This is a genomic window from Microbispora bryophytorum (assembly GCF_006874465.1).
Lineage (GTDB): Bacteria > Actinomycetota > Actinomycetes > Streptosporangiales > Streptosporangiaceae > Microbispora > Microbispora bryophytorum.
Genome location: NZ_VIRL01000024.1, coordinates 31,451 through 56,209, shown reverse-complemented (window position 1 = coordinate 56,209; position 24,759 = coordinate 31,451). Strand labels below are relative to the sequence as shown.

Genomic DNA, 24,759 nt, shown 5'->3' with positions numbered 1-24,759 from the left:
GGCGACTCCCCTCATGCCCGAGGAAGCGCGGAGGAGGGATTGGGGAGTCGCCTGACGTCGGCGGCTACGCGTCGAGGCCCGCGCTCTTGGCGATCACGCAAGCGACCTTGTCGGACAACTCCTCCCACCAGGCCTTCTGCTGCCGGACCTCGTCCAGCACGACGGCGAAAGCGCTGCGGAACTCCTCCAACGTCTGGCGCATCTCCTCCTGTCCCTTCCGTAGCTCATCCTGGCCGGTTCGGAGGTCGTCCACGGTGGCACAAGTCACGCTCTAGCGCGTCAATGCGCTCCTCGGTTGCCGGCATGCCCGGCAGGATAGGGACGTCGGGCCAATCACGCACGGTGAAACCACGATCTCTGTGCGTCCAGATCCTGCGGTCAGCTCTTGGGCCAGTCCTCTGGCGGGGACACATAGGTTCCGCGATGCGGGACGGTGAACACCCATCCCTGCTTGCGAAGGAAATCCACGGCGTTGCGGGCGGTGGCCTTGGCCACACCGTACTGCTTCATCAGCGCCTTCGCCGGCGGGATGCGCCGATTGGGAACAAGGTCTCCGCTGCGGATCTGTTCCAGGATCTCGGCCGCTATGCGCTGGTAGACCGGCGTCCGTTCGGCTGACCGCGGAGTGCCCGGCCGTCCGACGAACGTTCCTTCGCCTTGAACGGTGTAGACGAGCCCCTGCTCGCGAAGCTCTCGGGTGACGCGTCGTGCCGTGAGGCGAGCAATGCCGTATTCGGCTTCCAGTTCCGTCTCGCTTGGAACGGCGTCACCCGGCTCCAGGTCGCCGTGATCGATCTGCTCACGGATGATCTCGGCGATCTGCTTGTAGATCGGCACCGGACCGTCGCGATCAATCATGGAGGAATGATAGACGAAACCGGACGTCTACCTACAAAGCAGACAACTACTGGAGAGATGTATAGGAGCAGTAGACCGCTATAGCTAATATGGTCTACGAATTGTCAAGCTGATCGTCACCCGCGATCCGGCGCCAGGCGGTGTCGGTGACGATCACGTGGTCGAGGAAGCGGAGGCCGACGGTGTCGGCGGCCTCGTGGAGGCGGGCCGTGACCTCGACGTCGGCGGGGCTGGGGTCGAGCGATCCGCTCGGGTGGTTGTGGGCGAGGCCGAAGGCGGCCCCGCCGGAGAGGAGGACGGTCGTGACGATGTCGCGGACGGGAGCGGGGGTGTGGTCGCTGCCGCCCTCGGTGACCACGGTCCGGCGCAGCACGGCGCCGCGGCCGTCGCACACGACCACGACCAGCCGCTCGCGCGGCTGTCCGTGCAGCAGGGGAGCGGCAGCCGAAGCGATGTCGGCCGAGCAGGTGATCCGGCTTCGCTCCGGCTCCGCCTGGGCCCGCCGTACGAGTTGGAACGCGGCCGCCACGCGGGCGGCCTTGGCGGGGCCCACACCAGGGACGGCGAGCAGCCGATGGGCCTCGGAGCGGGCCAGCTCGCCGAGGTCGCCGCAGTGGGCGATGAGCTGGGAGGCGAGTTCGACGGCACTCACGCCCCTGCCGCCCGATCCGAGCAGCAGGGCGAGCAGCTCCCTGTCGGCGAGCGCGGCGGCTCCCGAGGCCAGCAGCCGCTCACGCGGCTGGTCGGTCGGGGGCATGTCCTTGACGCGCATCGGCACCTCCGGATGGGGGATCCGGATTGGTTGTACCAGTGGGCACCGACAGTCAGAGGGGGCTGGGAATGCCGTAGACCAGGCGGAATCTGTCGCCGGGCACCACGGCGTCGCTGGTCTCCACCGGATGCTCCCCGGCCCAGTAGGTGCGCTCGATCTGGAGCACCTGGACGCCGGCGGGCAGTTCGAGCAGGTCGCTCTCGGTGGGCTGGGGGACGCGGATGAGCACGGTCTCGCTGATCTCGGTGAGGGGCCGCCCGCTCGCCGCGAGCCGGAAGGCCGCGCTCCTGCGTTCGTACGTGCCCTCCTCGGGCGCCTGGCTCTGGCCCGGCTCGACCGGCTCGTACGAGGTGAGCAACTGCGCCGGGCGGCCGTCGCCGCGGAAGACGTAGCGGGTCCTGATCACCGGGCTGCACTCCCCGACGCGCAGCCGGTGGGCGATGTCGGGAGGGGCGTCGGCGAGCTCGCTGCGCCAGTTCCAGCTGGGTTGTCGTCCGCCCGCCTGCATGTCGTTGGCGAAGGCGGCGTGCGGTTCGGGGAGGCGGCTGCGGTGGAGCGGGAGCAGGATCGGTTTCTCCCGCACCCGGTGCCCGGAGCCCACGCGGCCGATGATGAGGCCCTCCTGGGCGAGCACGCGCAGCGCGTGGCGGGCGGCCGTCTCACCGACGCTGTACTTCCGGGTGATCTGGTGCCGCGAGGGGATCGGTGCGCCCGGGGGAAGCGTGCCGTCGACGATCTGGCGGCGAATGTCCTCGACTACGCGCAGGTAGACCGGATCAGAGTTTGCCATCAATCCATCCCTGAGGGGGTGACGGGTCCTCCAAATCTTGGCGTATTCGCCGGGCGACCGAGAGTGACGGGAATGGCCTGTGACTCCAACTTTGCCTGGTGAAAGGGCTGCTAATGGGTGATTGTGCCGCTAAGCGGCCAGGTGCTGATATTCCCCTCCCTCTGCCCTATCACGGCATCCATGCCAGCCCTCCCAGAGACGGGCATAAGAGAATTAGCTGGATGAAGCCCACCAATCGCAGCGATCGGGTACGGGTGCGCCGCCACACGTGTGAGTGCAAGGCGACGATCTACGAGTTGTGCGCGGCGGGCGGGCTGCTGTTCATCCGGCGGACGACGCGGGGCAAGAAGCTGGAGATCCGCGAGACCGAGCGGCTCATCGCCCCGCGGATGGAGGAGCTGTGGGTGAGGCTCCTGTCGGGGGAGGTTCACTGATCCGCCGCCCCAGGGGCGCAGAAGCCGCCGTTCGCGACCTTCCGGAAAAATTTCGCCGTGGTGTGTAACGTCCGCGTAAGGCGCGGCGATTCCCGGTTAGAGGTCGCTGATGTGTGTACCCCCGAGCACATATCGGCGGCCTCTTCCGCTGTCGGCGGCGCCCGCGGGGCGGTACTGGAGGCGCGCGCGGGGCGCTACGGGACATAACGGGGTGGCGAGGTCCATCACTCCTGCGGATCCGGGTACCGTTCGGTCTATGGCATCGCCTACCGGAACCTCCGACGCCCCCTTCGGCCGCGCGCTGACCGCGATGGTCACGCCGTTCGCCTCTGATGGCGCCGTCGACTACGAGGGCGCCCAGCGGCTCGCCGCCTATCTGGTGGACGAGCAGCGCAACGACGGCCTGGTCGTCAACGGCACCACGGGGGAGTCCCCCACCACCTCCGACGAGGAGAAGGTCCGGATCCTCCGCGCGGTCGTCGAGGCCGTGGGCGACCGCGCCACCGTCGTGGCCGGCGCCGGCACGAACGACACGCGGCACAGCGTCGAGCTGGCCGAGGCCGCGGAGCGCGCGGGGGCGCACGGTCTCCTGGTGGTGACGCCGTACTACAACAAACCGCCGCAGGAGGGTCTGCTCCGGCACTTCACGGCCGTCGCGGACGCGACCGGCCTGCCGGTGATGCTGTACGACATCCCCGGCCGCGCCGGGGTGCCCATCACGATCGAGACCCTGTTCCGGCTGGCCGAGCACCCGCGCATCGCCGCCGTCAAGGACGCCAAGGGCGACCTGTTCGCGGGCTCGCAGGTCATGGCCTCGACCGACCTCGTCTTCTACTCCGGCGACGACCTGCTGAACCTGCCATGGCTCTCGGTCGGCGCGGCGGGGTACGTCAGCGTGGTGGGCCACGTGGTGGGCGCCGAGCTGGCCTCGATGGCCGACGCCTACCGGTCCGGCGACGTCGAGAACGCACTGGCCGTCCACCGTCAGCTCCTCCCGGTGGTCTCGGCGATCATGACACGCACCCAAGGGGCGATCATGGTCAAGGCGGCGCTGAAGCTGGTGGGGCAGGACGCCGGGTGCGTCCGGCCGCCGCTCGTGGACGCCACGGAGGAGCAGATCACGGCGCTTCGGGAGGACCTCATCACGGGGGGCCTCAAGCTTGTGGATTAGATCAGCAGATGGAGCCGAATGAGCGACTTGACCAGAAGAAATGAAAACAGGGAACCGCGCGTGAGCGCGTACGGCGCGGGGCGCGGGGCGGAGGACGCGCGATGAGTCATCCGCATCCCGAACTCGGGCCGCCTCCGCCGCTGCCGGAAAACGGCCTGCGCATCGTCGCGCTGGGCGGTCTCGGCGAGATCGGCCGCAACATGGCGGTCTTCGAGTACGACGGCCGTCTGCTCGTGGTGGACTGCGGAGTGCTGTTCCCCGAGCCCGACCAGCCGGGCGTCGATCTCATCCTGCCCGACTTCGACTACATACGGGGGCGGCTCGACGACATCGAGGCGCTCGTGCTCACGCACGCCCACGAGGACCACATCGGCGCGGTGCCGTACCTGCTGCGGGAGCGGCGCGACATCCCGCTCGTCGGCTCGCGGCTGACGCTCGGGCTCATCGAGAGCAAGCTGAACGAGCACCGCATACAGCCGGTCAAGGTCGAGGTGATCGAGGGCGAGCGGCGTTCGTTCGGGCCGTTCGAGTGCGAGTTCGTCTCGGTCAACCACTCGATCCCCGACGCGCTGGCCGTGGCGGTCCGCACCCCGGCGGGCCTCGTCCTGCACACCGGCGACTTCAAGATGGACCAGCTCCCGCTGGACGGGCGGCTGACCGATCTCGGGGCGTTCGCCCGGCTCGGGGGCGAGGGCGTCGACCTGCTGATGTCCGATTCCACCAACTCGGAGGTGCCGGGCTTCGTCACCAGCGAGCGGGAGATCGCGCCGGTCATCGACGGCGTCTTCCGCGGCGCGTCCAAGCGGATCATCGTGGCGAGCTTCGCCTCGCACATCCACCGCGTCCAGCAGATCATGGACGCGGCCGAGAAGCACGGCCGCAAGGTCGCGCTCATCGGCAGGTCGATGGTCCGCAACATGGGCGTGGCACGCGAACTCGGCTACCTGAAGGTGCCCGCGGGCCTGCTCGTGGACTCCCGGGAGATCGAGGAGTGGCCGCCGGAGGACGTGGTGCTGATCTGCACCGGCTCCCAGGGCGAGCCGATGGCGGCGCTGTCGCGCATGGCCAACCGCGACCACCCGATCAGGATCGCCGAGGGCGACACCGTCCTGCTCGCCTCGTCGCTCGTGCCGGGCAACGAGACGGCGGTCAGCAAGGTCATCAACGGCCTCAACCGCTGGGGCGCGCGCGTGATCCACAAGGGCAACGCGCGGGTGCACGTCTCCGGCCACGCGGCCGCGGGCGAGCTGCTGTATGTGCTCAACCTCACCAAGCCGTCCAACTTCATGCCGGTGCACGGGGAGTGGCGGCACCTGCGGGCGCACGCCCAGCTGGCCGAGCTGACCGGCGTCCCCCGGGAGAACATCGTGATCGCCGAGGACGGCGTGGTCGTCGACCTCGTCGACGGCCAGGCGAGGATCACCGGCGCGGTCCCGTGCGGGTACGTCTTCGTGGACGGCACCTCCGTGGGCGACATCACCGACGTGGCGCTCAAGGATCGGCGCATCCTGGGAGACGAGGGGTTCATCTCCATCGTCGTCGTCGTGGACTCCACCACCGGGAAGCTCACCGGCGGGCCGGAGATCACCGCGCGCGGCTCGGGCATCGACCCCGACGCGTTCGACGCGGTCGTCCCGCAGATCGAGGCCGCGCTGCAGGAGGTCGCCGCGTCCGGCGTGGCCGACGAGATGCAGATCCGCCGGACCATCCGGCGCACGGTGGGCCGCTGGGTCAGCGACACCTACCGCCGCCGCCCGATGATCATCCCGGTGGTCGTCGAGGTCTAGCCGGTTATCCCGTTGTACTCGGAGACGGGCGTGGCATAGTGTCCCGCCCGTGTCCGAGGTGAGGATCATCTACCGCAAGTACGGCGGTTCGCTGCACTGGCACCAGCACGCGCGGGTGCTGGGCGAGGACGAGCACGGTGTCTGGACCGGCTGTCCCGCGGGCACCGTCGGCCGCCGGGGGAGCGAGCCGCCGGTGGTCTGGCCGGATGCCTTCGTGATGCTGTTCCCCCGCCACTCGTGGTGGACGGCCACGTTCAACGCCCGGCCGAACAGGTGCGCGATCTACTGCGACGTCACCACGGTGCCCGTCCACGGCGACGGCCGGATCACGATGGCCGATCTCGACCTCGACGTGCTGCGGATGCGGGACGGCCGGCTGATCCTGGACGACGAGGACGAGTTCGCCGTCCACCAGGTGCGGTACGGGTACCCGGAGGAGATCGTCCGCCAGGCGGAGCGGTCGGCCGCCTGGCTGATGAAGGCCGTGGGCGGCCGGACCGGCCCCTTCGACGGCGCCCACGACCGCTGGCTGTCCCTTGTGACGTGATCGGATGCGCCCGGCGGGGGCACGCCTGACCAGGACGGGGACGCCCCGCCGTGTGCGGCCCGCGCCTCAGCGGGCCGTGACCGCGCCCTCGGCGGGCTCCTGCCCGCCGGTCTCCTCTTCCCCGGTCTCGGGGATCACCTTGGGCACGCCGCGCAGCGCGAACGGCACGGCGGCCGCGAGCACGAGCAGGATGCCCGCGCCGGTCAGCACGGTGACCTGGAGGCCCTCGACGAACGCCTGGCGCGCGGCCTGGGCGACGGCCCCCGCGGCGTCGCCCGGGAGCGCGGCGGCGGCCTTCAGCGCGCCGGCGAGCGTGTCGCGGGCCTCGGCCGCGGGTCCGTCGGGAAGGCCGGGCGGAAGCACCAGGCCGTTCCGGTAGACGCTGGTCAGCACGGTGCCGAGCACGGCGATGCCAAGCGCGCCGCCCATCTCGTGGGCCGTCTCCGAAATCGCGCTCGCCGCGCCGGCCCGCTCCTTGGGCACCGAGGCGAGCAGCGTGTCGCCGGTCACCGCGAACGTGAAGCCCATCCCGACGCCCTGGATGATCATGGCGACCAGCATGTAGAGGTAGGGCGTCTCCATGTCGATCCGGCTGAACAGGAAGAACCCGATCGCGGTCAGCGCCAGCCCGAGGCTGACGACCGGCCCGCGGCCCCACCGGTGCACGAGCACTCCGGACAGCGCGCCGCCGACGCCCCCGGCGAGGCCGCCCGGCATGCCGGCGAGCCCGGCCGTCAGCGGCGACCAGCCCATGACGAGCTGGAAGTACTGCGCGAAGACCACCGACATGGCGAGCATCGCGAAGACCGCGACCAGTTCGGCGCCGACCGTGGCCGCGAACGCGCGCCGCCGGAACAGTGAGATGTCGATCAGCGGTTCGGCCAGCCGGGTCTGCCTGCGGACGAACACGACCAGCGCGGCGACCGCGATCACCGCCGCGGCGATCACGGACGGCTGGGTGACGCCCCCGGTCGTGGCCTCCTTCATCGCGTAGATCAGGCCGAGCACGCCCACGGCCGACAGCGGGACGCTGACGAGGTCGAGGCTGCCGGGGCGGGGGTTGCGCGACTCGGGCAGCACGACGAACCCGGCGACCAGGACGGCCGCGACGACGGGCACGTTGATCAGGAAGACCGAGCCCCACCAGAAGCGGTCGAGCAGCAGGCCGCCGACGATGGGCCCGAGGGCGAACCCGACCGCGCCCACGCTGCTCCAGACGCCGACCGCGGTGGTCCGCTCCTTCGGGTCGGGAAACACGTTGCGGATCAGCGACAGCGTCGAGGGCATGATCGTCGCGCCGGCCACGCCGAGGAGCGCGCGGGCGGCGATCAGCAGCGGGGCGTTCGGCGCGTACGCCGTCAGCACCGAGGTGGCGCCGAAGGCGGCCAGGCCGACGAGCAGCAGCCGCCTGCGCCCGATCCGGTCGCCGAGGTTGCCCATGGTGACGAGCAGTGCGGCCAGCGCGAAGCCGTAGATGTCGGCGATCCACAGCAGCTGGATGGCCGAGGGCGCCAGGTCCTCGCCGAGCTTCGGCAGGGCGAGGTGCAGCACGGTGAGGTCGAGGGACAGCAGGAGCATGGCCATGCAGGCGATGACCAGCGTGCCCCACTTGCGGGAGGTGTCGTTCATGGCCGTCAGCGTGCGCCGGGGCGCTGACGACTCACCCACCGAGCGCTGACAGGTGCCCTTCGATGACGGTCAGCGCCGCGGTCTCCGTGCCCCCCGCGCTGCCCCCCGCGCTGCCCCCCGCGCTGCCCGCCGTGACCGGCATCCGCTGCCGGGTGAACGCCTCGGCCTCGGCGTACGCCCGGTCGAAGGCGTCGTCGCCGAGGGCGGCCCGGCAGCGCGCCTCGATCCGGGCGACGTCCGGGTCGCGGGCGGCGGGAGCCCCGCGCAGCGCGGCGCCGACGCCCAGCAGCCAGGCGGCCCGCTCGGGGGCCTCCTCCAGCACCGCGACGCCGGCGACGCCCTCTGCGACCGCGGCGGTCATGGTGAGGCTGCGAGTGCCGAGGCCGGTGGTGAGGGCGCGGCGGTGCCACGCCAGTGCCTCTGCGGTCTCGCCCGACATCTGCGCGGCCCAGCCGAGCGCGAGGTAGACGTGCGAGCGCGTCTCCTCGGCGTTGAACCACTCGGCCGTGCATTCCGCCAGGGCCGTCTCGTACCACCGCCGGGCCTCGGGCAGGTCACCGCCGAGCCGGGCGAGCTCGCCGAGCCCGAGGAGCGCCGTCGCGAGGGCCTCCGGGGCGCCGGTCCGCCGGGACAGCTCGGCGGCCCGCTCGAAGTCGGCCCTCGCGGAGTCCGTGTCTCCGGAACGCATCCGGGCCCAGGCGCGCCGGCAGAGGGTCTCGGCGAGGTCCGCCGTGGCGCCCAGCCGCTCGGCCAGGTCGAGCGCTTCGTTGGTCAGCGCCTCGACCCGTTCGAGATGTCCCCGCCGGTCGGCGACGTCGGACATCGCGGACAACACCATCACCCGAAGCCACACGTCCCCGGCGGCGCGGGCGTCCCGGAGCGCGCCGGTGAGCTCCTGCTCGGCCTCGTCGAGCCGGCCGTCGAACGTCTTGAGATAGGAGAGGCTGAACCGGCTGAGCATCCGCGTCCACGGGTCACGGTCGAGCACACGGAACAGGTCCTCCAGCCGGTGGAGTTCCTCCCTGGCGGGAGGACCGCTGATCATCGCGTGCAGCACGAGGAGGAACGGCTGGCGAGGCGGCATGGGCAGCGTGTAGGTCCGGCGGACGACCTCGGCCACGAGCGCGTCCACGACGGGGCCGCTCGTCCCGCCCCAGGCCACGAGGCAGGCGCACACCACGTGCTCCTCCTCCAGCCCGTCCGGCGGCGTGGCACCGAGCCTGCCGAGCAGTTCGGCGGCGAGCCGGGCGGCCTCGCCGCGCAGTCCGCGCAGCAGCCAGTAGCCGGTCGCGGCCGACAGCAGCCGCAGCGCGGGCGTCACGTCGCCGGCGCGTACGGCGCGGCGCAGCGCGGCCTGCAGGTCGTCGCGCTCGCCGTCCAGCCGGCGCAGCCACTCGATCTGGTCCGGCCCGCGCAGGTGCGGGTCCGCCGTGGTGGCGAGGTCCAGGACGTACGCGAGGTGGGCCTCGCGCATGGGCTCGCTCTCGCCGGCCTCGGCCAGCCGTTCGGCGCAGAACGCCCGGATCGTCTCCAGCATCCGATAGCGGTCGTCCACCACCTCGACGAGTGACTTGTCGACCAGGGAGGCGAGCACGCCGTCGGTGTCGGGCAGGCCGCACACCCGCTCGGCCGCCTCCAGCGTCGCACCGCCCGCGAAGACCGTCAGGCGCCGCGCGAGCGCGCGCTCCGGCTCGTCGAGCAGGTCCCAACTCCACTCGACGACCGCGCGCAGCGTCCGGTGGCGTGGCTGCGCCGTACGGCTGCCGCGTGACAGCAGCGCGAAGCGCGGGGCGTCGCCCTCCGGTCCCATGGCGACGGTGCCGTCGCCGGTTCCGAGCCGGGCGGCGATGCGGACCAGGGGCAGCGAGCGCAGCCGCGCCGCGGCCAGCTCGACGGCCAGCGGCAGCCCGTCCAGCGCCCGGCAGATCCGCAGCACGTGCTCGACGTCGCCGGGCGCGAGGACGAAGCCGGGCCGTACGGCGGCCGCCCGCTCGACGAACAGCCCTACGGCCGGATAGGCGAGCGCGTCCTCGACGGTGAGCTCGTCGGCGGATTCACCGGCAGGGGGCGGGGGGACCCGCAGCGGGGGAACCGGGCACAGGCGCTCGCCGGTGATGCCGAGCGCCTCCCTGCCGGTGGCCAGCACGCGCAGGGCGGGGCAGGCCGCGAGCAGCCGGTCGGCGAGCCGGGCCGCCTCCTCCACGACGTGCTCACAGTTGTCGAGCACGAGCAGCACCGGCCGCAGTGTCAGGGCCGCCACCAGGCGGGCGAGGGGATCGGCGGCGCCCTGCCGGGTCCCGGGAGTGGGGATGGCCAGGGCGCTCTCGCGCAGCCCGAGCGCGCCGAGCACGGCCTGCGGCACGTCGGCGCCGTCGGTGAGCGGGGCCAGCTCCACGAGGCAGACCTCGCCGGGCCACCGGGTGGCCGCTTCGAGTGCCAGCCGGGTCTTCCCGGTGCCGCCCGGGCCGGTGAGCGTCACCAGCCGCGCCTCGGCGAGCAGCGCGTCGATGCGCTCCAGCTCGGCGGCGCGGCCCACGAGTGAGGTGAGCGGCACCGGCCGCCCGCCGAGCCCGGCGGAGGCGGGGGCGGAGGCGGGGGTGAGGGCCGGATCGGAGCGCAGCACCGCGAGGTGGATCGCGGACAGCTCGGCCGACGGGTCGGCGCCCAGCTCGTCGGCGAGGATCCGCCGGGCGTCGTCGTAGGCGGCCAGCGCCTCCGCCGGGCGGCCCGCGGCGTACAGCGCGCGCATGAGCTGCCCGCGCGAGCGCTCCCGCAGCGGGTGCGCGGCGACCCGCTCCTGCAGCTCGGGGAGCAGGTCGCGGTGCCGTCCGAGGGCCAGGCCCGCCTCGGTGAGGTCCTCGGCCGCCGACAGGCGCAGCTCCTCCAGCCGGACCGCCTGGGCGGGTGCGAACGGCGCGTCGGGCACGTCCGCGAGCGCCGGGCCGCGCCACAGCCCGAGGGCCTGGCCGAGCAGGGCGGCGGCCCGGCCGGGGTCGCCCGCGTCGAGCGCCCGCCGCCCCTCGGCCGCCAGCCGTTCGAAGCGCGATGCGTCCACGTCGTCGGGGTCCACCGCCAGCCGGTAGCCCGCGGGTTCCCGCACGATCAGGTCGCCCAGGTCGCCCAGGTCGCCACGGCCGGCGAGGTGCCGGCGCAGCCGCGACACCTGCGCCTGCAGCGCGTTGTCCGCCCCGGATGGAGGCTCGGCGCCGTACAGGCCGTCGATCAGGCGGTCGGTGGTGACCACCCGGCCCGCGTTGAGGAGCAGCAGGCCGAGCAGCGCCCGCAGCCCCGGCCCGCCGACCGGCACCGGGCGGTCGCCGTCGGGCCGCGCCTCCGTGGGGCCGAGGATGCCGAACCGCATGCCGTTGATTGTTCCGCATCGTCCGGCTCTGTGTGGTGGGGAGCGGTGCGGTTCAGCGGCGGACGGCCTCCGCGATCGCCTTCAGCCGCGCCGCGGAGGCGAGGCCGCCGTGATACCAGTGGATCTCGGCGGCGCCGGCCGCCGTGTAGGCCTCGGCCAGGAACGACAGGGCCGCGCCGTCCGCCGGGCGCGGAGGCAGGGCCAGCACGTACGCGCCCACGCGGGGGCCGAGCCGGCTCAGGGCGCGCAGCCCGGCCTCGTCCACCTCGGCGGCGTTCCAGCAGTTGCCGACGAGCAGGTCGGCGTCCACCCCCGCGGGCACGGTCGCGAACGGGCCGGTCGCCCACGGGTCGGCGCTGGCGTGCAGGGCGATGCCCAGATCCGGCCGTACGGCCCTGGCCTCGGCCAGCAGCAGGTCGCGCAGTTCGCCCGCGAGCCCCGTGCGCAGGTCGCGCATCGCGCCGGCCAGGTCGCCGAGCGCGTCCTCGACCGAGCGCGGCGCGCCGTCCACGCCCGCCCGCACCCGCGCGCGGACCTCGGCGACGTCCAGTCCTGCCGCCTCGTAGCGGCGCACGCAGGCCGCGCAGAAGCACAGCGACAGCAGCGCGACCTGCGCGGGCGACCAGTCCGCGCCGTCGGTCTTCTCGTGGTGGCCGCCGTGGCGGAAGCCGAGCGCGCCGCACGCCTCGAGGATCAGCGCGTCGGGGTCGCCCGCCTCGACGACCTCGCGGACCAGCGTCCGGCAGTAGTCGCGCACGTCGGACGCCGCCGGGCACAGCGCGTACGGATAGATCTCACCGAAGGCGTTGGTGACGACCAGGTCGGGGTTGGCCGAGCCGAGCAGCGTGTTGTGGGTCAGCACGGTCCACGCCCGCACCGGCAGGCCGGCGGCGCGCAGGGCGTCCCTGGCCTCCCCGAACGGGTCGGCCGAGTCCACCCACGACGGGGCGCCGGGCACGAGCCGGTTGCCCTTCCACGCCTCCTCGCGTACGGGGACGTAGCAGGCCGCGTGCCGCGCCTCGACCAGCCGGTGCGCCGGATGGGCGGGGGTCGCGGCGCGGGTGGTGTGGTAGGACGCGGCGAGCGCCACCGCGTCGACGCCGAGCGCCTTGAGCCGCGCGGCGGCGCCGGGGTCGCCGACGATGTCCCAGGGGTAGGCGTAGATGACGTTCACCAGCGTGGCCTCCGTGCGGAGAAGGACGGGTCGACCGACCTCATGTACGTCGCGTCGTCGCGGGAGCGGACCCCGCACTTCTCATACTGCTCGTTCATGATTGCGAGGGCGTCGCGGTCGAGTTCCACCCCGAGACCGGGGCCGTCCGGCACCTGGACCGCGCCGTCCACGAACCGCAGCGCGCCCTTACCGCCCGAAGATGGGGCGACCACGTCCTGACCGTCCTGCCAGGGGGTGTGGGTGTCGCAGGCGTGCGTGACCGCGGGGGTGGCGGCGGCCAGGTGGGTCATCGCGGCGAGGCTGATGCCGAGGTGGGAGTTGGAGTGCATGGACAGCTCGATGCCGAAGGTCTCGCACAGCGTGGCGATGTGCGCGGAGCGCACCAGACCGCCCCAGTAGTGGTGGTCGGTCAGCAGCACGCCGATGGCTCCCTGGCGGACGGCCGGCGGGATGTGCTCGGGGGTGACGACGCACATGTTCGTGGCGAGGGGCATCGGCACCTCGGCGGCGACCCGCGCCATGTTCTCGATGCCCTCGGCCGGGTCCTCCAGGTATTCGAGCACGCCGTCGAGCTCGCGGCCCACCCGGATCGAGGTCTCCACGCTCCAGACGGCGTTGGGGTCGAGACGCAGCGGGTGCTCGGGGAACGCCTCACGCAGCGCGTGGACCGCCTCGACCTCCTGCTCCGGCGGGAACACCCCGCCCTTGAGCTTGATCGAGCGGAAGCCGTACCGGCCGATCAGCAGGCGGGCCTGCTCGACCACCCCGTCGGGGTCGAGCGCGGCGCCGAAGCCGTCCTCCGGCGCGCCCGGATGGCCCGCCCACTTGTAGAACAGATAGGCGCTGTACGGCACGGCGTCGCGCACCCGGCCGCCGAGCAGGTCGACGACGGGCCGCCCCACCGCCTTGCCGCGGATGTCCAGGCAGGCGACCTCGAAGGGGGAGAAGATCCGGTCGACGGTCTTGGCCCGCGAGGAGGTGCCGGTCAGGCCGTGCAGGTCGGTGACGACGTCGGCCCCGACGAGGCCGGCGACGGTGGCGTACATCGCGTTGTGGCCGTAGACGTCGTGGCCGATCAGCGCCCCGGCGGCGTCGCGCACCCGCACGAGGTGGTCGAGGTCGCCGTAGGTCTCCCCGAGGCCGGTCAGTCCCTCGTCGGTGACGATCTCCACGATTGTGCGCAGCGCCCAGGGCTCGTGCACGCCGGCGGCGTTGAGCAGCGGCGGGTCGCGGAAGGCGACCGGTGTGACGTTGATCTCGCGAATCCTCATCGAGCTCCTCATCCGACGATGTCCAGTCCGGCCGCGATCAGCTTCTCCAGGCGGGCGACGTGCTCGGGGGCCGCGTCGACCAGCGGCGGACGCACCCGGCCCACGTCGAGGCCGCGCAGGGCGACGCCCGCCTTGACGAGCGAGACGGCGTAGCCGGGCACGAGGTCGCGCAGCTCGACCAGGGGGCGGTAGAAACCGGTGAGCAGGCGCCGTACGAGGTCGTCGTCCCCGGTGTTCACGGCCTTGTGGAAGGCGAGCGCCACCTCCGGGACGAAGCAGAACACGGCGGAGGAGTACAGGCTCACGCCGATCCCCCGATAGGCGAGCACGGTCATCTCGGCCGTCGGCAGCCCGTTGAAGAAGGTGAAGTCGCGGTCGGTCGCCTCCCGCACGGCGAGCACGATCCGCTGCATCGCGTCGACGTCGCCGAGGCCGTCCTTGAACCCGACGACGCTGGGGATCTCGGTCAGCGCCGCCGCGGCGGCGGCCGTGAAGCGGGCGTTGGCCCGCTGGTAGACGATGATCGGCAGATCGGTGGCCGCGGCGACCTCGCGGACGTAGCGCACCAGCCCCTCGGCGGGCGCGCTGACCAGGTAGGGCGGCAGCAGCAGCAGGCCGTCCGCGCCCGCGTCGGCGGCCCTGCGCGCGCACTCGCGGGCGAACGGGAGCGAGCCGCCGGCGCCCGACAGGACGGGAACCCGCCCGCCCGCCGACTCGACGGCGATCCGCACCACCCGCGCGTACTCGTCGATGCCCAGCGCGTTGAACTCGCCCGTGCCGCAGGCGGCGAACACCCCGCCCGCGCCCTCGGTCACCCCTCGGGTCACGTGCTTGGCCAGCACGTCCTCGGCCAGCTCACCGTCCGGGCCGAACGGTGTGACCGGAAAGAAGAGAACGCCGTCGAGCTGCATCCGCCCACTCCCTAGATGTCCATATATATGGACAAAGTTCTTCAATATGTCCACGAAGCTAGCCGGATGATCGGATGAAAGTCAACTGGCCGGCCCTGACCGCGGCGCTGGTCAGCCCGCGCGTGAACTGCCGCAGGAAAGGCCTGGAGCACGATGATTGGCGGGTCATATATGTGAATTGTGCCCGTGCTTGTGAACGGTTGGGAATTGCTGCGAGACTTGCGCCGTTTGGCAGTGACACGGTCCGTAGATCGCGCGGACGCTCGCGGAGCGCCGCGCTCTCATGCGGGCCGATCCGACAGGAGGCAGATGCGAGTTCTCATGACCGGCGCGGCGGGCGGTGTCGGCACCCTGCTGCGACCCCGGCTGGCCAGGAAGGGGCGTGTGCTGCGCCTGCTCGACGTCGTCCCGCTGGAGGCGGGGCCGGGCGAGGAGGCGGTGACCGCCGACATCACCGACCCCGAGGCGATGGACGCGGCGATGGACGGCGTGGACGCGGTGCTGCACCTGGGCGGCCACAGCGTCGAACAGCCGTGGGCGGACATCCTGCAGGTCAACATCCACGGCACCTATGTGGTGCTGGAGGCCGCGCGGCGGGCGGGAGTGCGCCATGTCGTGCTGGCCAGCAGCAACCACGCGGTCGGGTTCTTCCCGCGCGGCGCCGGTGAGGCGCCCGACTATGTGTTCCCGCGCCCCGACACCTTCTACGGCGTGAGCAAGGTGACCAAGGAGGCGCTCGGCTCGCTCTACCACGACCGTTACGGCCTGCAGGTGACGTGCCTGCGCATCGGCTCGTGCTTCGAGCGGCCCAGGGACGTGCGCATGCTGTCGACCTGGCTGTCCCCGGACGACTGCGCCCGGCTGGCCGAGGCGTCGCTGGCGGCCGACGGCTTCCACGTGGTGTGGGGCGTGTCGGCCAACACGCGCCGCTGGTGGTCGCTGGAGGAGGGCCGGGCCATCGGCTTCGAGCCCGGGGACGACTCGGAGGTCTTCGCCGCCGAGCTGATCGCCGAGCACGGCGAGCCCGATCTCGGCGAGCTGCCGCATGCACTGGTCGGCGGGGCGTTCTGCGGCCCCCGCTACGATGTCGAGAATCTTACGGTGAGGGGATGAGGTGACCGACCAGGTGAACGATGCCGTCCGGACGGCGGTCGAGCGGGCCGCCGCGGCGGGCGAGGCGTGGCGGGCGACGCCCCCGGCCGAGCGCGCCACCGTGCTCGAAGGCGTTTCCGACGCCCTGCTCAAGCACGCCGAGGAGCTGTGGCCGGCCGCGGCGGAGGAGACCCGGCTGCCCGAGGCGCGGCTGCGCGGCGAGATCGCCCGTACGGCCGCGCAGTTCCGGCTGTTCGCCGGCGTCCTGCGGGACGGAGGCTGGGTCGAGGCGGTGATCGATCACCCCGACCCCGGCGCCACTCCGCCGTGTCCCGACCTGCGCCGGATGAACCACCCGCTCGGTGTCGTGGCCGTCTTCGCGGCCAGCAACTTCCCCTTCGCGTTCTCGGTGGCGGGCGGCGACACGGTGTCGGCGCTCGCGGCCGGCTGCCCGGTCGTGGTCAAGGCCCACGAGGGGCACCCCCGCACCTCCGACCTGACCGCCTCCGTCGTACGGCAGGCACTGCCCGACCCCGACCTGCTCGGGCTCGTGCACGGGTTCGAGACCGGGGCCCCGCTGGTGCAGCACCCGCTCGTCACGGCGGTCGGCTTCACCGGCTCGCTCGGGGGCGGGACGGCCATCCAGAAGCTGATCGACGAGCGGCCCGACCCCATCCCGTTCTACGGCGAGCTGGGCAGCGTCAATCCGGTCGTCGTGCTGCCCTCGGCCGACCCCGCCGAGGTGGCCTCCGGCTTCGCGGCCTCGCTGACGCTGGGCGTGGGGCAGTTCTGCACCAACCCCGGCCTGGTGTTCGTCCCGGCGGAGGGAGGGTTCGAGCAGGCCGTCGCCGAGGCGGTCGCCGCCACCTCCGGCGGGCCCATGCTGACCGCCAAGATCCGCGAGGGCTACCTGCGGGCGTCCGGCCGGCTGGCCGGGCGGCTCACCGTGCTGGCGAGCGGGGGCGCGGTGGACGGCATCATCCCGCAGGTCTTCGCCGCCGACCTGGAAGCGTTCGCGGAGGGGCTGCCCGAGCTGGGGGAGGAGTGCTTCGGCCCGTCGGCGATCGTCGTCCGCTACCGCGACCCCGCCGACCTGCCCGCCGTGCTGCGCCGGCTGCCCGGATCGCTGACCGCGACCGTCCACGCGGCCGGCCCGGAGGAGGCCCGCGACCTCGTGCCGGTGCTCAACCGGCTGGCCGGGCGGCTCATCTGGAACGGCTGGCCCACCGGTGTCGCCGTCAGCTGGGCGATGCACCACGGCGGCCCCTGGCCCGCCTCCACGGCCCCGGCGCACACCTCCGTCGGCGCGGCCTCGATCGGGCGCTGGACGACCCCCGTGGCGTACCAGGACTGGCCGGCGGACCTGCTGCCGCCGGAGCTGCGCGACGACAACCCCCTCGGCGTGCCGCAACGTGTGGACGGCCGCCTGCGCGCCTGAGGCCGCCCCCGCGTATCCGCGTCGCTCTCCCCTCGGGGGGAGCGGCGCCTCCATGCTCGGACCCGGATGAAGAGGGCGAAAGCCGCGTCTCGATAGCCTGGACTTCTGGCGGCGGGAATCGGGGGTCTCGCGGTGGACGAGGTGGTGGACCGATATGTCAGCGCGTTCAACGCCCACGATCTGGGCGCGATCATGGACTGCTACTGCTCCAAGCCCGTCACGGTGGGGCCGGGCGGCCCGGTGGAGGGACGCTCGGAGATAGCGTCCTATTACACCCGGACCTGGCAGGCGTTCCCGGACATGCACTTCACGGTGCTGCGGAAGGTCGTGGACGGCGCGGCCACGGCGGTCACCGCGGTGGCGACCGGCAGGCACACCGGGCCGTTCGCGCTCACCACGGGTGACGTGCTCCAGAGCACCGGGCGGTACATCAGCGTGCGGTGCTGCTGGTTCTTCGCCCTGCAGGAGGGCGTGATCGTCAACCAGCAGATCTTCTACGACCAACTGGAGCTGTATCTCCAGCTCGGGCTTCCGCTGTCCCGCCTCGGTCCGCCGGACTGAGGGTGCGCGCGGCCCCCGCGCACGCACAGGGGCCGCGCGCCGCCGGCCGTCAGTGGATCTCGCCGGCTCCCGCGTGCCGGGAGACCTCTCTGCGTACGGTCTCGGCGGGGTCGATCCCCGTGTGCAGGGCCGGCGTCCAGCCCGCGTCCGTGCCGAGGTCGGGATCGTGGTTCGCGTTGTAGGCGGCGATCAGGTCGATGGGCCGCTCCTTGCCGCCGACCCGCAGCAGGTTGCCCTTGGCCGTCAGCGTCGTGCCGCCCCAGTCGTAGAGCACGTCGCCCGGGTCCACGCTCCGGCTCAGCCGGAAGTAGTTGTTCTCGGCGTAGATCTGGGACTCCACGCCCACGCCCAGCGCGTACTCGAAGGGCTCGGCGTCGGGCACCTGGTAGTAGTTGTTGTAGACGTGCACCTTGCCGAACCGCACGCGGGGCAGCCGCTGAAGGTTGCCGGAGAACTCGTTGTGGTGCACGGTGACGCTGAGCTTGCCCCGGTCGGTGGCGGGGTTGTTGGTCGAGCCGATCAGCATCGTCTTGTCGTGGTCGGAGAACGAGTTCCACGACACGGTCACGTAGTCGGACGCGCTGGTGATGTCCGCCTGCCCGTCGTGCACCTGGTAGGGCCGGCCGAAGTAGACCGGCTGGTTCGCGTCGGGGTTGTCCCCGTCGGTGAACGTGTTGTGGTCGATCCAGACGTGGGTCGAGCCGGTGACCGAGATGTTGTCGTAGAGGGAGTTCCAGTTGCCGTCGGCGCCGTCGGTGGGGTCCCACTGGGGGAAGCAGTCGGCGGTGTCCTCGAATCGGATGTTGCGGATGATGACGTTGTCCGCCTTGTCCACGTGCAGGTTGATGTGCCGGATGGTCGCTCCCGGCAGGCCAACGATCGTGGTGTCGGACGGCACCTTGAGCTTGATGTATTTCGTCTGCGCCGCGGCGGAGGCCGCCCGCGCGTCCTCCACCGGCCCGGACGGCTCTGTGTCGCGGCCCCACACCGCCGGGTCGTACGCCGCGAGGTAGCCGGCCAGGGTGTAGCCGCCGGTGGCGAAGTCCCCGCAGGTCCTGTCGACGTCGACGACGCCCTTGACGTAGATGATGCGGGGGCCGGGGGAGGCGAGGGCCGCGGCCAGGCCCGCGCGGTCGGTGACCACGTGGACGTTCGGCGCGGGGGCCGCCGCGCCGCCGGTGGTGCCGGCGCCGGCCGAGGCCCAGCCGTCGCCCGCGGGCAGCGTCTGCCGCCCGAGATCGGCCGGCTTCCCGGCCGCCGCGGGGGCCGCCGTCAGCACGGGGGCGGCGGCCGTGATCGCGAGGGCGGCCGACAGGAGTAGGGATCTTCCGGGCATGACTGTCTCCGTTCCGCGGTCGCTCCCCCGGGACGAGTCCGTACGTGTCACCGGCGCTCAGGCCGGATCGGGCGACCGCTCCAGTTCTTCGAGAAGGGCGAGACCGCGGTCGATCAGCGCGGCGAGCCTGCCGAGGTGCTCGGGGCTGGGATCGGACAACGGCCGGCGGACGGGTCCCACGTCCAGACCACGCAGGCGCACACCCGCCTTGATGAGCGAGACGGCATACCCCGGGCCCTGGCCGCGGAGGTCGACCAGGGGACGGTAGAAGCCTTCGATCAGACGGTTCGCGACGTCGTCGCGGCCGTCCCGCAGCGCCCGGTAGCAGGCGAGCGCGAGGCCGGGGAGGAAACAGAAGACGGCGGAGGAGTAGCGGACCACCCCGAGGTCTCGGTAACCGCGCTGGGACAGCTCCGCCGTCGGCAGGCCGTTGAAGTAGAGCATTCCGGGCGGGGCGGCCTCCATGATCCGGCGCATGAGGCCGAGGTCGCCGTGGCCGTCCTTGAGCCCGATGACGCCCGGGTGCTCCGCGAGCGCCGCGACCGTCTCCGGCTCGAAGACGGCGTTGTCCCGCTGGTAGAGGATGACCGGCAGCCGGGTGCCGTCCGCGATCGCCTCGTAGTGGCGGCGCAGGCCGTCCTGCCCGGCCTGCACGAGGTACGGCGGCAGCGCGAGCAGGGCCGAGGCCCCGCCGTCCTGCGCCGCTTTGGCGAACTCCAGGGCCATCGCGGTGCCGTAGCCGGTCCCGGCGACCACCGGGACGCGCCCGGCCGCCTCCTCGACCGCCGCGGCCACGCAGGCGGTGTAGTCGCGCAGGCTGAGCGAGGGGAACTCGCCGGTGCCGCAGCAGGCGAACACCGCGCCGCACCCCGCCTCGACGCCCTGCCGCACGTGCCGGCGGAACACCTCGAGGTCGAGCCGCTCCTCCTCGTCGCACGGGGTGACCGGGAAGAACAGCAGGCCGTCGAATGTCACCGGCTTCCTCCGTCATTCTCCTGAACTATCAGTCATTCGACATCCATCTGAACCTGATTCATATGCATGAACACCGGGACCGTACGGCGCGCACCGGCGCGCGGTCAAGACGCGGGCCCCCAAAGGGTGAATATCTCGAATAGGACACGAGTTCTTGACAGGACCAAGGCGCGACATCACCGTTGATCCGTCCACGTTTGTGAACTACGTTCAGGAATATGTCTTGAGCCTGGTTCGGGAAAAGCCGCAGAGGAGATGCGCCGGTGACGACGATGCGCCGCAGGGCCGTGCCGTACCTGCTGATCTCACCGACGGTCGCGCTCATCGCCGTGTTTCTCGTCTACCCGATCGCCAGCGTCGCGTACTACAGCCTGCAGCACCGCAACCTCACCCGGCCGTGGGCGGACGGCTTCGCCGGTCTCGGCAACTTCCGGCAGATGCTGTTCGAGGACGAGGTCTTCTGGCACAGCCTGGGCTTCACCGCGAAATGGGTGGTCGCCGAGATCGGCCTCCAGCTGATCCTCGGGCTGGCCCTGGCCCTGATCGTCAATGAAAGCTTCATCGGCAGGGGGCTCGCCCGCTCGCTCGTCTTCTCACCCTGGGCCGTCTCCGGGGTGCTGACGACGGGCATCTGGATCCTGCTCTACACGCCGAGTACCGGGGTGCTGCGCTTCCTCGGGCAGCCCGAGGCGGCGGTCCTCGGCAACCCCGACACGGTCTTCCCGGCCGTGGTGGTGACCGAGCTGTGGCGCGGCGTGCCGTTCTTCGCGATCCTCCTGCTCGCCGGCCTGCAGGGCATCCCGGGCGAGCTCTACGAGGCGGCGGCGGTGGACGGCGCCGGGCGGATCAGGCGCTTCCTCCACGTCACGCTGCCGCACCTGCGGGACGCGATCGTGCTGGCCACGCTGCTGCGCGGAGTCTGGGAGTTCAACAACGTCGACCTGCTCTTCACGCTCACCGGCGGCGGCCCGGCGCAGGTCACGACCACGCTGCCGCTGTACGTCGCGCAGCGGGCGGTCGACTCCAAGGACTTCGGGTACGGCTCGGCGCTCACGATGGCGGGCTTCGTGATCCTGCTGTTCTGCTCCCTCCTCTACCTCCGGCTCAGCCGGTTCGGCGAGGAACGATGAAGAGGCGAGGGGTTTCACGATGAGCGCCGACGTCATGATCCGCCCGGGCACGCGAGCGGTGCCCGCGGGGACCCGCCGACGGAGGAGACGCGATCCCGGCCGCGTGCTGCGGCTCTACGTCCCCCTCGGGATGTATCTGGTCTTCACCCTCGTGCCGTTCTACTGGATGCTCGTGTTCGCCCTGCGGCCGGCCGGATCGACCGACCCGGTGCCCTGGCCGATCACGTTCGAGCACTTCGAGACCGTCTGGAACGACATCGGCTACGCGGTGTTCTTCAAGAACAGCGTGATCGTCGGGGTCTGGTCGCTGCTGGTCACCACGGTCATCGCGGTCATGGGCGGGTACGCGCTGTCGCGCTACCGGTTCCGCGGCCGGGGCCTGTTCATGGTCGTGCTGCTGTGCACCCAGTTCATTCCCGGCGCGATGATGCTGATCCCGCTGTTCTCCATCTTCAAGTCACTCGGCCTGATCAACAGCCTGGCCAGCCTCATCGTCGCCGACACCGTCTTCAACCTGCCCCTGTCGATCATCCTGATGAGCGGGTTCGTCTCGGCCGTGCCGTTCACGGTCGAGGAGGCCGCGATGGTCGACGGCTGCAGCCGGTTGCGCGGCTTCCTCGCGATCGTGCTGCCGCAGCTGCGACCCGGCCTGATCGCCGTGGGGTCGTTCGCCTTCATCCACACGTGGAACAACTTCCTGTTCGCGCTGATGTTCGTCAGCAAGCAGGACAGCTTCACGATCCCCGTCGGGCTCAGCTACACGATCGGGGAGTACAGCGCCGACTTCGGGGCCCTGGCGGCAGGAGGCGTCGTCGCCGCCCTGCCGGTGGTCTGCGTGTTCGCAGTGGTCCAGCGCTATCTCGTGCACGGCATCAGCGCCGGCGCGGTCAAGGGATAGCACCCCCAGAGAACTGTCGAGAGCAGCCTGTCGTACGCAGGAGGAACCATGAAGATGAAAGTGGCCTGGGCGGCGCTCGCCGTCCTCGCCGTCACCGCCACCGGGTGCGGGTCGGACTCGGGTTCCGGCGAGGGCTCCGGCAAGACGACCATCACGTTCTGGGACAACAACGGGGGCGCTCGCACCCCGATCTACCAGGAGCTGATCAAGCGGTTCGAGGCGGCCAACCCCTCGATCCACGTCGAGTACGTCGGCATCCCCATCGCCTCCGTCCAGCAGAAGTACGACACCGCCATCGCGGGCGGGGACACCCCCGACGTCGGCGGCGTCACCACGTCGTACCTGGCCAACCTGACCGGCCAGCAGGCGCTGGAGCCGGCGGACGAATGGCTGACCACGAGTGCGGTGAACGGCAAGCTGGCCGCGCCGATGCTCGACTCGGTCCGCAAGACCGTGCCCGACGGCAAGCTCTACCTGGTGCCGGGCACCTCCAACATGGACGTGGTGTGGTACCTGAAGGACAAGCTCCAGCAGGCGCCGGGCACCTGGGACGAGTTCTTCGCCGACGCCGACAAGCTGACCAAGAAGCCCGACGCGTACGGCTACACCATCCGCGGCGGCGCCGGCTCGATCTTCCAGATCCTGGCCGAGATGTACTCCTACTCGGGCGTGAGCGAGTTCTTCGACGCGTCGGGCAAGAGCACGGTCAACGACCCGAAGAACGTCGAGTTCCTCACCAAGATGGCCGGGCTGTACAAGAAGGACACCCCCGAGGCCGACGTCACCAACGACTTCCCGAAGATGGTCGCCGCGTTCGGCACCGGGAAGATCGCGATGATGCACCACAACCTGGGCTCCTACAACGACCACGTCAAGGCGCACGGCAAGGACAAGATCGGCGCCTTCGCACTGCCGACCGGCCCCGGCGGCAGGCGGACCGTCGTCGCCAACCCCGTGGACGGCTTCGCGGTGTTCAAGGGCAGCGAGCACAAGGACGCCGCCTGGAAGTTCGTGGAGTTCCTGGTCTCCCACGAGGGCAACAGCTACTGGAACCAGCAGACGGGCCAGATCCCGGCCAACACCGAGGCGCAGGGCGACTCCTGGCTGCAGGGCCTTGAGCACCTGAAGACGGCCGTCGACACGCTGAACGACCCGAACACCCAGGTCGTGTCGCCGCCCTACTACCTGCCGCAGTTCTCCTCCATCACCAAGGCCGACACCGAGCCCCTCTTCCAGAAGGTGCTGCTCGGCCAGATGCAGCCCCAGGAGTTCCTCGACACCCTGGCGCAGAAGCTGACCGACGCCCAGGCCGAGTGGAAGAAGGCGACCGGCGGCTGACGAAGCCGCCCGGCCTGCCCCCGGGACCGGGCCGGTGCGTCCCTGACCCCGCACCGGCCCTCCTCCGGAATCGTCGAGAGAGGGAAGAGTCATGGCGGTCGTCGAACGCGTCATCGTCACGGTCTTCACCACGGTCACCAGGTCCGTGGTGGACGGGCACGGCCACCGGCATCCCGGCCCGCCGCGGGAGGTGCGGGAGGCGCTGCTGACCGTCACCGACAGCGACGGCGCGACCGGACACTGCCTGGCGGCGCCGGACACCGTCAGGGAGACGGTGATCACCGGCCACATCGGGCCGGCGCTGATCGGTCAGGACAGCCTCGACCGGGAGCGGCTGTGGCACCGCGTCGCCCGCCGTCAGCGGGGCGCCCAGGGCAACCTGTCCGACCGCGCGCTCAGCGCGGCCGACCAGGCCCTGTGGGATCTCGCCGGGCGCAGGCTCGGCCTGCCGGTCTGGAAACTCCTCGGCGGCGCCCGATCCGAGGTGCCCGCCTACGCGAGCACGATGTGCGGCGACGACATCCCCGGCGGCCTGGCCACCCCCGAGGACTACGCCGCCTTCGCCAAGGAACTCGTCTCCCGGGGCTATCGCGGGATCAAGTTGCACACCTGGATGCCGCCAATGCCGTACGGCGTGGACCGCGACATCGAGGCGTGCGCCGCGGTCCGGGAGGCGGTCGGCCCGGACGTCGCGCTCATGCTCGACAGCAACCACTGGTACTCCCGCTCCGAGGCCCTGACCCTCGGCAGGGCCCTCGACGAGCTGAACTTCGCGTGGTACGAGGAGCCCATGGAGGAGGCCTCGGTGCAGTCGTACCGATGGCTCGCCGACCAGCTCAGGACGCCGATCCTCGGGCCGGAGACCTCCTGGGGCAAGCACATGGCGCGGGCCGAGTGGGTGGCCGCGGGGGCCTGTGACATCCTCAGGGTCGGCGTGGTCGGCTCCGGCGGCATCATCCCGGCGGTCAAGGCGGTCCACCTGGCCGAGTCGTTCGGCATGGACTGCGAGATCCACGGGAACGGCTCCGGCGCCCTCGCCGTGATCGGTGCCACGCTGTGCGGGCAGTGGTACGAACGGGGCCTGCTGCACCCGCACTCGGACTACGACACGCCCGCCCCGCACCTGCGCTCGATCGTCGACCCGCTCGCCGGCGGAAAGGTGCGGATGCCGGACACTCCCGGACTAGGGGATGATCTGGATACGGACTACATCGCCTCCCGGACGGTCGCCTCCTGGGGAACCGGCTCACAATAGGAGGCGGACAGGCGGGTCAGGGAGGTTACAA

The 24,759-nt window shown here is 71.7% G+C and carries 22 protein-coding genes; 11 read left to right on the top strand and 11 right to left on the bottom strand.

All coding sequences use genetic code 11. The features are described from left to right. Positions 1-64: 64 nt before the first annotated feature. The 4 genes from FLX07_RS36740 to FLX07_RS31240 all read right to left on the bottom strand — a co-directional run bounded on the left by FLX07_RS36740 (position 65) and on the right by FLX07_RS31240 (position 2,420). Entirely contained in the window at positions 65-202 is a 138-nt protein-coding gene (locus tag FLX07_RS36740) for a hypothetical protein (protein WP_167748461.1), read from the bottom strand. A 176-nt stretch (positions 203-378) separates the two neighbouring features. Further along, positions 379-858 carry a GntR family transcriptional regulator gene (locus FLX07_RS31250; protein ID WP_142575288.1) on the bottom strand — a complete coding sequence of 160 codons (480 nt, stop codon included), beginning with the start codon at positions 856-858 and terminating at the stop codon, positions 379-381. A gap of 94 nt (positions 859-952) precedes the next feature. Next, positions 953-1,630 (bottom strand): JAB domain-containing protein, encoded by a 678-nt coding sequence (locus FLX07_RS31245; protein ID WP_142575287.1) that lies wholly within the window; start codon positions 1,628-1,630, stop codon positions 953-955. A gap of 52 nt (positions 1,631-1,682) precedes the next feature. Then, complete coding sequence (locus FLX07_RS31240) at positions 1,683-2,420, bottom strand: GntR family transcriptional regulator (protein ID WP_142575286.1); 738 nt, start codon at positions 2,418-2,420, stop codon at positions 1,683-1,685. Between the two features lie 221 nt (positions 2,421-2,641). Between FLX07_RS31240 and FLX07_RS31235 the strand changes: the two genes are divergently transcribed. The 4 genes from FLX07_RS31235 to FLX07_RS31220 all read left to right on the top strand — a co-directional run bounded on the left by FLX07_RS31235 (position 2,642) and on the right by FLX07_RS31220 (position 6,359). Then, complete coding sequence (locus tag FLX07_RS31235; RefSeq protein WP_223854196.1) at positions 2,642-2,854, top strand: hypothetical protein; 213 nt, start codon at positions 2,642-2,644, stop codon at positions 2,852-2,854. A 256-nt stretch (positions 2,855-3,110) separates the two neighbouring features. Then, positions 3,111-4,025 (top strand): 4-hydroxy-tetrahydrodipicolinate synthase, encoded by a 915-nt coding sequence (gene dapA / locus FLX07_RS31230; RefSeq protein ID WP_142575285.1) that lies wholly within the window; start codon positions 3,111-3,113, stop codon positions 4,023-4,025. A gap of 101 nt (positions 4,026-4,126) precedes the next feature. Beyond that, positions 4,127-5,812 (top strand): ribonuclease J, encoded by a 1,686-nt coding sequence (locus FLX07_RS31225; protein ID WP_142575284.1) that lies wholly within the window; start codon positions 4,127-4,129, stop codon positions 5,810-5,812. Between the two features lie 49 nt (positions 5,813-5,861). Then, positions 5,862-6,359 (top strand): DUF402 domain-containing protein, encoded by a 498-nt coding sequence (locus tag FLX07_RS31220; RefSeq protein ID WP_189105089.1) that lies wholly within the window; start codon positions 5,862-5,864, stop codon positions 6,357-6,359. 66 nt (positions 6,360-6,425) lie between these two features. Here FLX07_RS31220 and FLX07_RS31215 read toward each other — a convergent pair whose 3' ends face one another. The 5 genes from FLX07_RS31215 to FLX07_RS31195 are packed head-to-tail and all read right to left on the bottom strand — an operon-like array spanning position 6,426 to position 14,705. Continuing rightward, on the bottom strand, positions 6,426-7,988 hold the full coding sequence (locus FLX07_RS31215; RefSeq protein WP_142575283.1) for a DHA2 family efflux MFS transporter permease subunit: 1,563 nt from the start codon (positions 7,986-7,988) through the stop codon (positions 6,426-6,428). Between the two features lie 31 nt (positions 7,989-8,019). Then, the gene (locus tag FLX07_RS31210) at positions 8,020-11,349 is read right to left on the bottom strand and encodes an ATP-binding protein (RefSeq protein WP_142575282.1); all 3,330 of its coding nucleotides are present in this window, start codon (positions 11,347-11,349) and stop codon (positions 8,020-8,022) included. A gap of 52 nt (positions 11,350-11,401) precedes the next feature. Further along, positions 11,402-12,523 carry a hypothetical protein gene (locus tag FLX07_RS31205; protein ID WP_142575281.1) on the bottom strand — a complete coding sequence of 374 codons (1,122 nt, stop codon included), beginning with the start codon at positions 12,521-12,523 and terminating at the stop codon, positions 11,402-11,404. Continuing rightward, a complete protein-coding gene (locus FLX07_RS31200; protein ID WP_142575280.1) occupies positions 12,520-13,794 on the bottom strand; it encodes a glucarate dehydratase family protein in 1,275 nt (424 codons plus the stop codon). Before FLX07_RS31200 ends, FLX07_RS31205 begins: the two co-directional genes overlap by 4 nt. An 8-nt stretch (positions 13,795-13,802) precedes the next feature. Continuing rightward, positions 13,803-14,705, bottom strand: a complete 903-nt coding sequence (locus FLX07_RS31195) for a 5-dehydro-4-deoxyglucarate dehydratase (protein ID WP_142575279.1) — start codon at positions 14,703-14,705, stop codon at positions 13,803-13,805. 309 nt (positions 14,706-15,014) lie between these two features. Between FLX07_RS31195 and FLX07_RS31190 the strand changes: the two genes are divergently transcribed. From FLX07_RS31190 to FLX07_RS31180, 3 genes are all read left to right on the top strand, one after another. Further along, entirely contained in the window at positions 15,015-15,818 is an 804-nt protein-coding gene (locus FLX07_RS31190; RefSeq protein ID WP_142575278.1) for an NAD-dependent epimerase/dehydratase family protein, read from the top strand. A 13-nt stretch (positions 15,819-15,831) separates the two neighbouring features. Further along, entirely contained in the window at positions 15,832-17,235 is a 1,404-nt protein-coding gene (locus FLX07_RS31185) for an aldehyde dehydrogenase (NADP(+)) (protein ID WP_229689952.1), read from the top strand. Between the two features lie 132 nt (positions 17,236-17,367). Next, positions 17,368-17,796 carry an ester cyclase gene (locus tag FLX07_RS31180; protein WP_167748459.1) on the top strand — a complete coding sequence of 143 codons (429 nt, stop codon included), beginning with the start codon at positions 17,368-17,370 and terminating at the stop codon, positions 17,794-17,796. A 49-nt stretch (positions 17,797-17,845) separates the two neighbouring features. Here the strand turns inward: FLX07_RS31180 and FLX07_RS31175 are convergent, their stop codons facing one another. Together FLX07_RS31175 and FLX07_RS31170 are read right to left on the bottom strand one after the other, a co-directional pair. Further along, the gene (locus FLX07_RS31175; RefSeq protein WP_142575275.1) at positions 17,846-19,132 is read right to left on the bottom strand and encodes a pectate lyase family protein; all 1,287 of its coding nucleotides are present in this window, start codon (positions 19,130-19,132) and stop codon (positions 17,846-17,848) included. A 57-nt stretch (positions 19,133-19,189) separates the two neighbouring features. Further along, positions 19,190-20,107, bottom strand: a complete 918-nt coding sequence (locus FLX07_RS31170) for a 5-dehydro-4-deoxyglucarate dehydratase (protein WP_142575274.1) — start codon at positions 20,105-20,107, stop codon at positions 19,190-19,192. A gap of 272 nt (positions 20,108-20,379) precedes the next feature. Between FLX07_RS31170 and FLX07_RS31165 the strand changes: the two genes are divergently transcribed. The 4 genes from FLX07_RS31165 (at position 20,380) to FLX07_RS31150 (ending at position 24,728) form a co-directional block, all read left to right on the top strand. After that, positions 20,380-21,237 (top strand): carbohydrate ABC transporter permease, encoded by an 858-nt coding sequence (locus tag FLX07_RS31165; protein ID WP_142575340.1) that lies wholly within the window; start codon positions 20,380-20,382, stop codon positions 21,235-21,237. A 19-nt stretch (positions 21,238-21,256) separates the two neighbouring features. Then, positions 21,257-22,135 carry a carbohydrate ABC transporter permease gene (locus FLX07_RS31160; protein ID WP_142575273.1) on the top strand — a complete coding sequence of 293 codons (879 nt, stop codon included), beginning with the start codon at positions 21,257-21,259 and terminating at the stop codon, positions 22,133-22,135. Between the two features lie 48 nt (positions 22,136-22,183). Beyond that, a complete protein-coding gene (locus tag FLX07_RS31155; RefSeq protein WP_142575272.1) occupies positions 22,184-23,473 on the top strand; it encodes an ABC transporter substrate-binding protein in 1,290 nt (429 codons plus the stop codon). Positions 23,474-23,564: 91 nt separating this feature from the next. Beyond that, positions 23,565-24,728 carry an enolase C-terminal domain-like protein gene (locus tag FLX07_RS31150; RefSeq protein ID WP_142575271.1) on the top strand — a complete coding sequence of 388 codons (1,164 nt, stop codon included), beginning with the start codon at positions 23,565-23,567 and terminating at the stop codon, positions 24,726-24,728. Positions 24,729-24,759 lie beyond the last annotated feature (31 nt).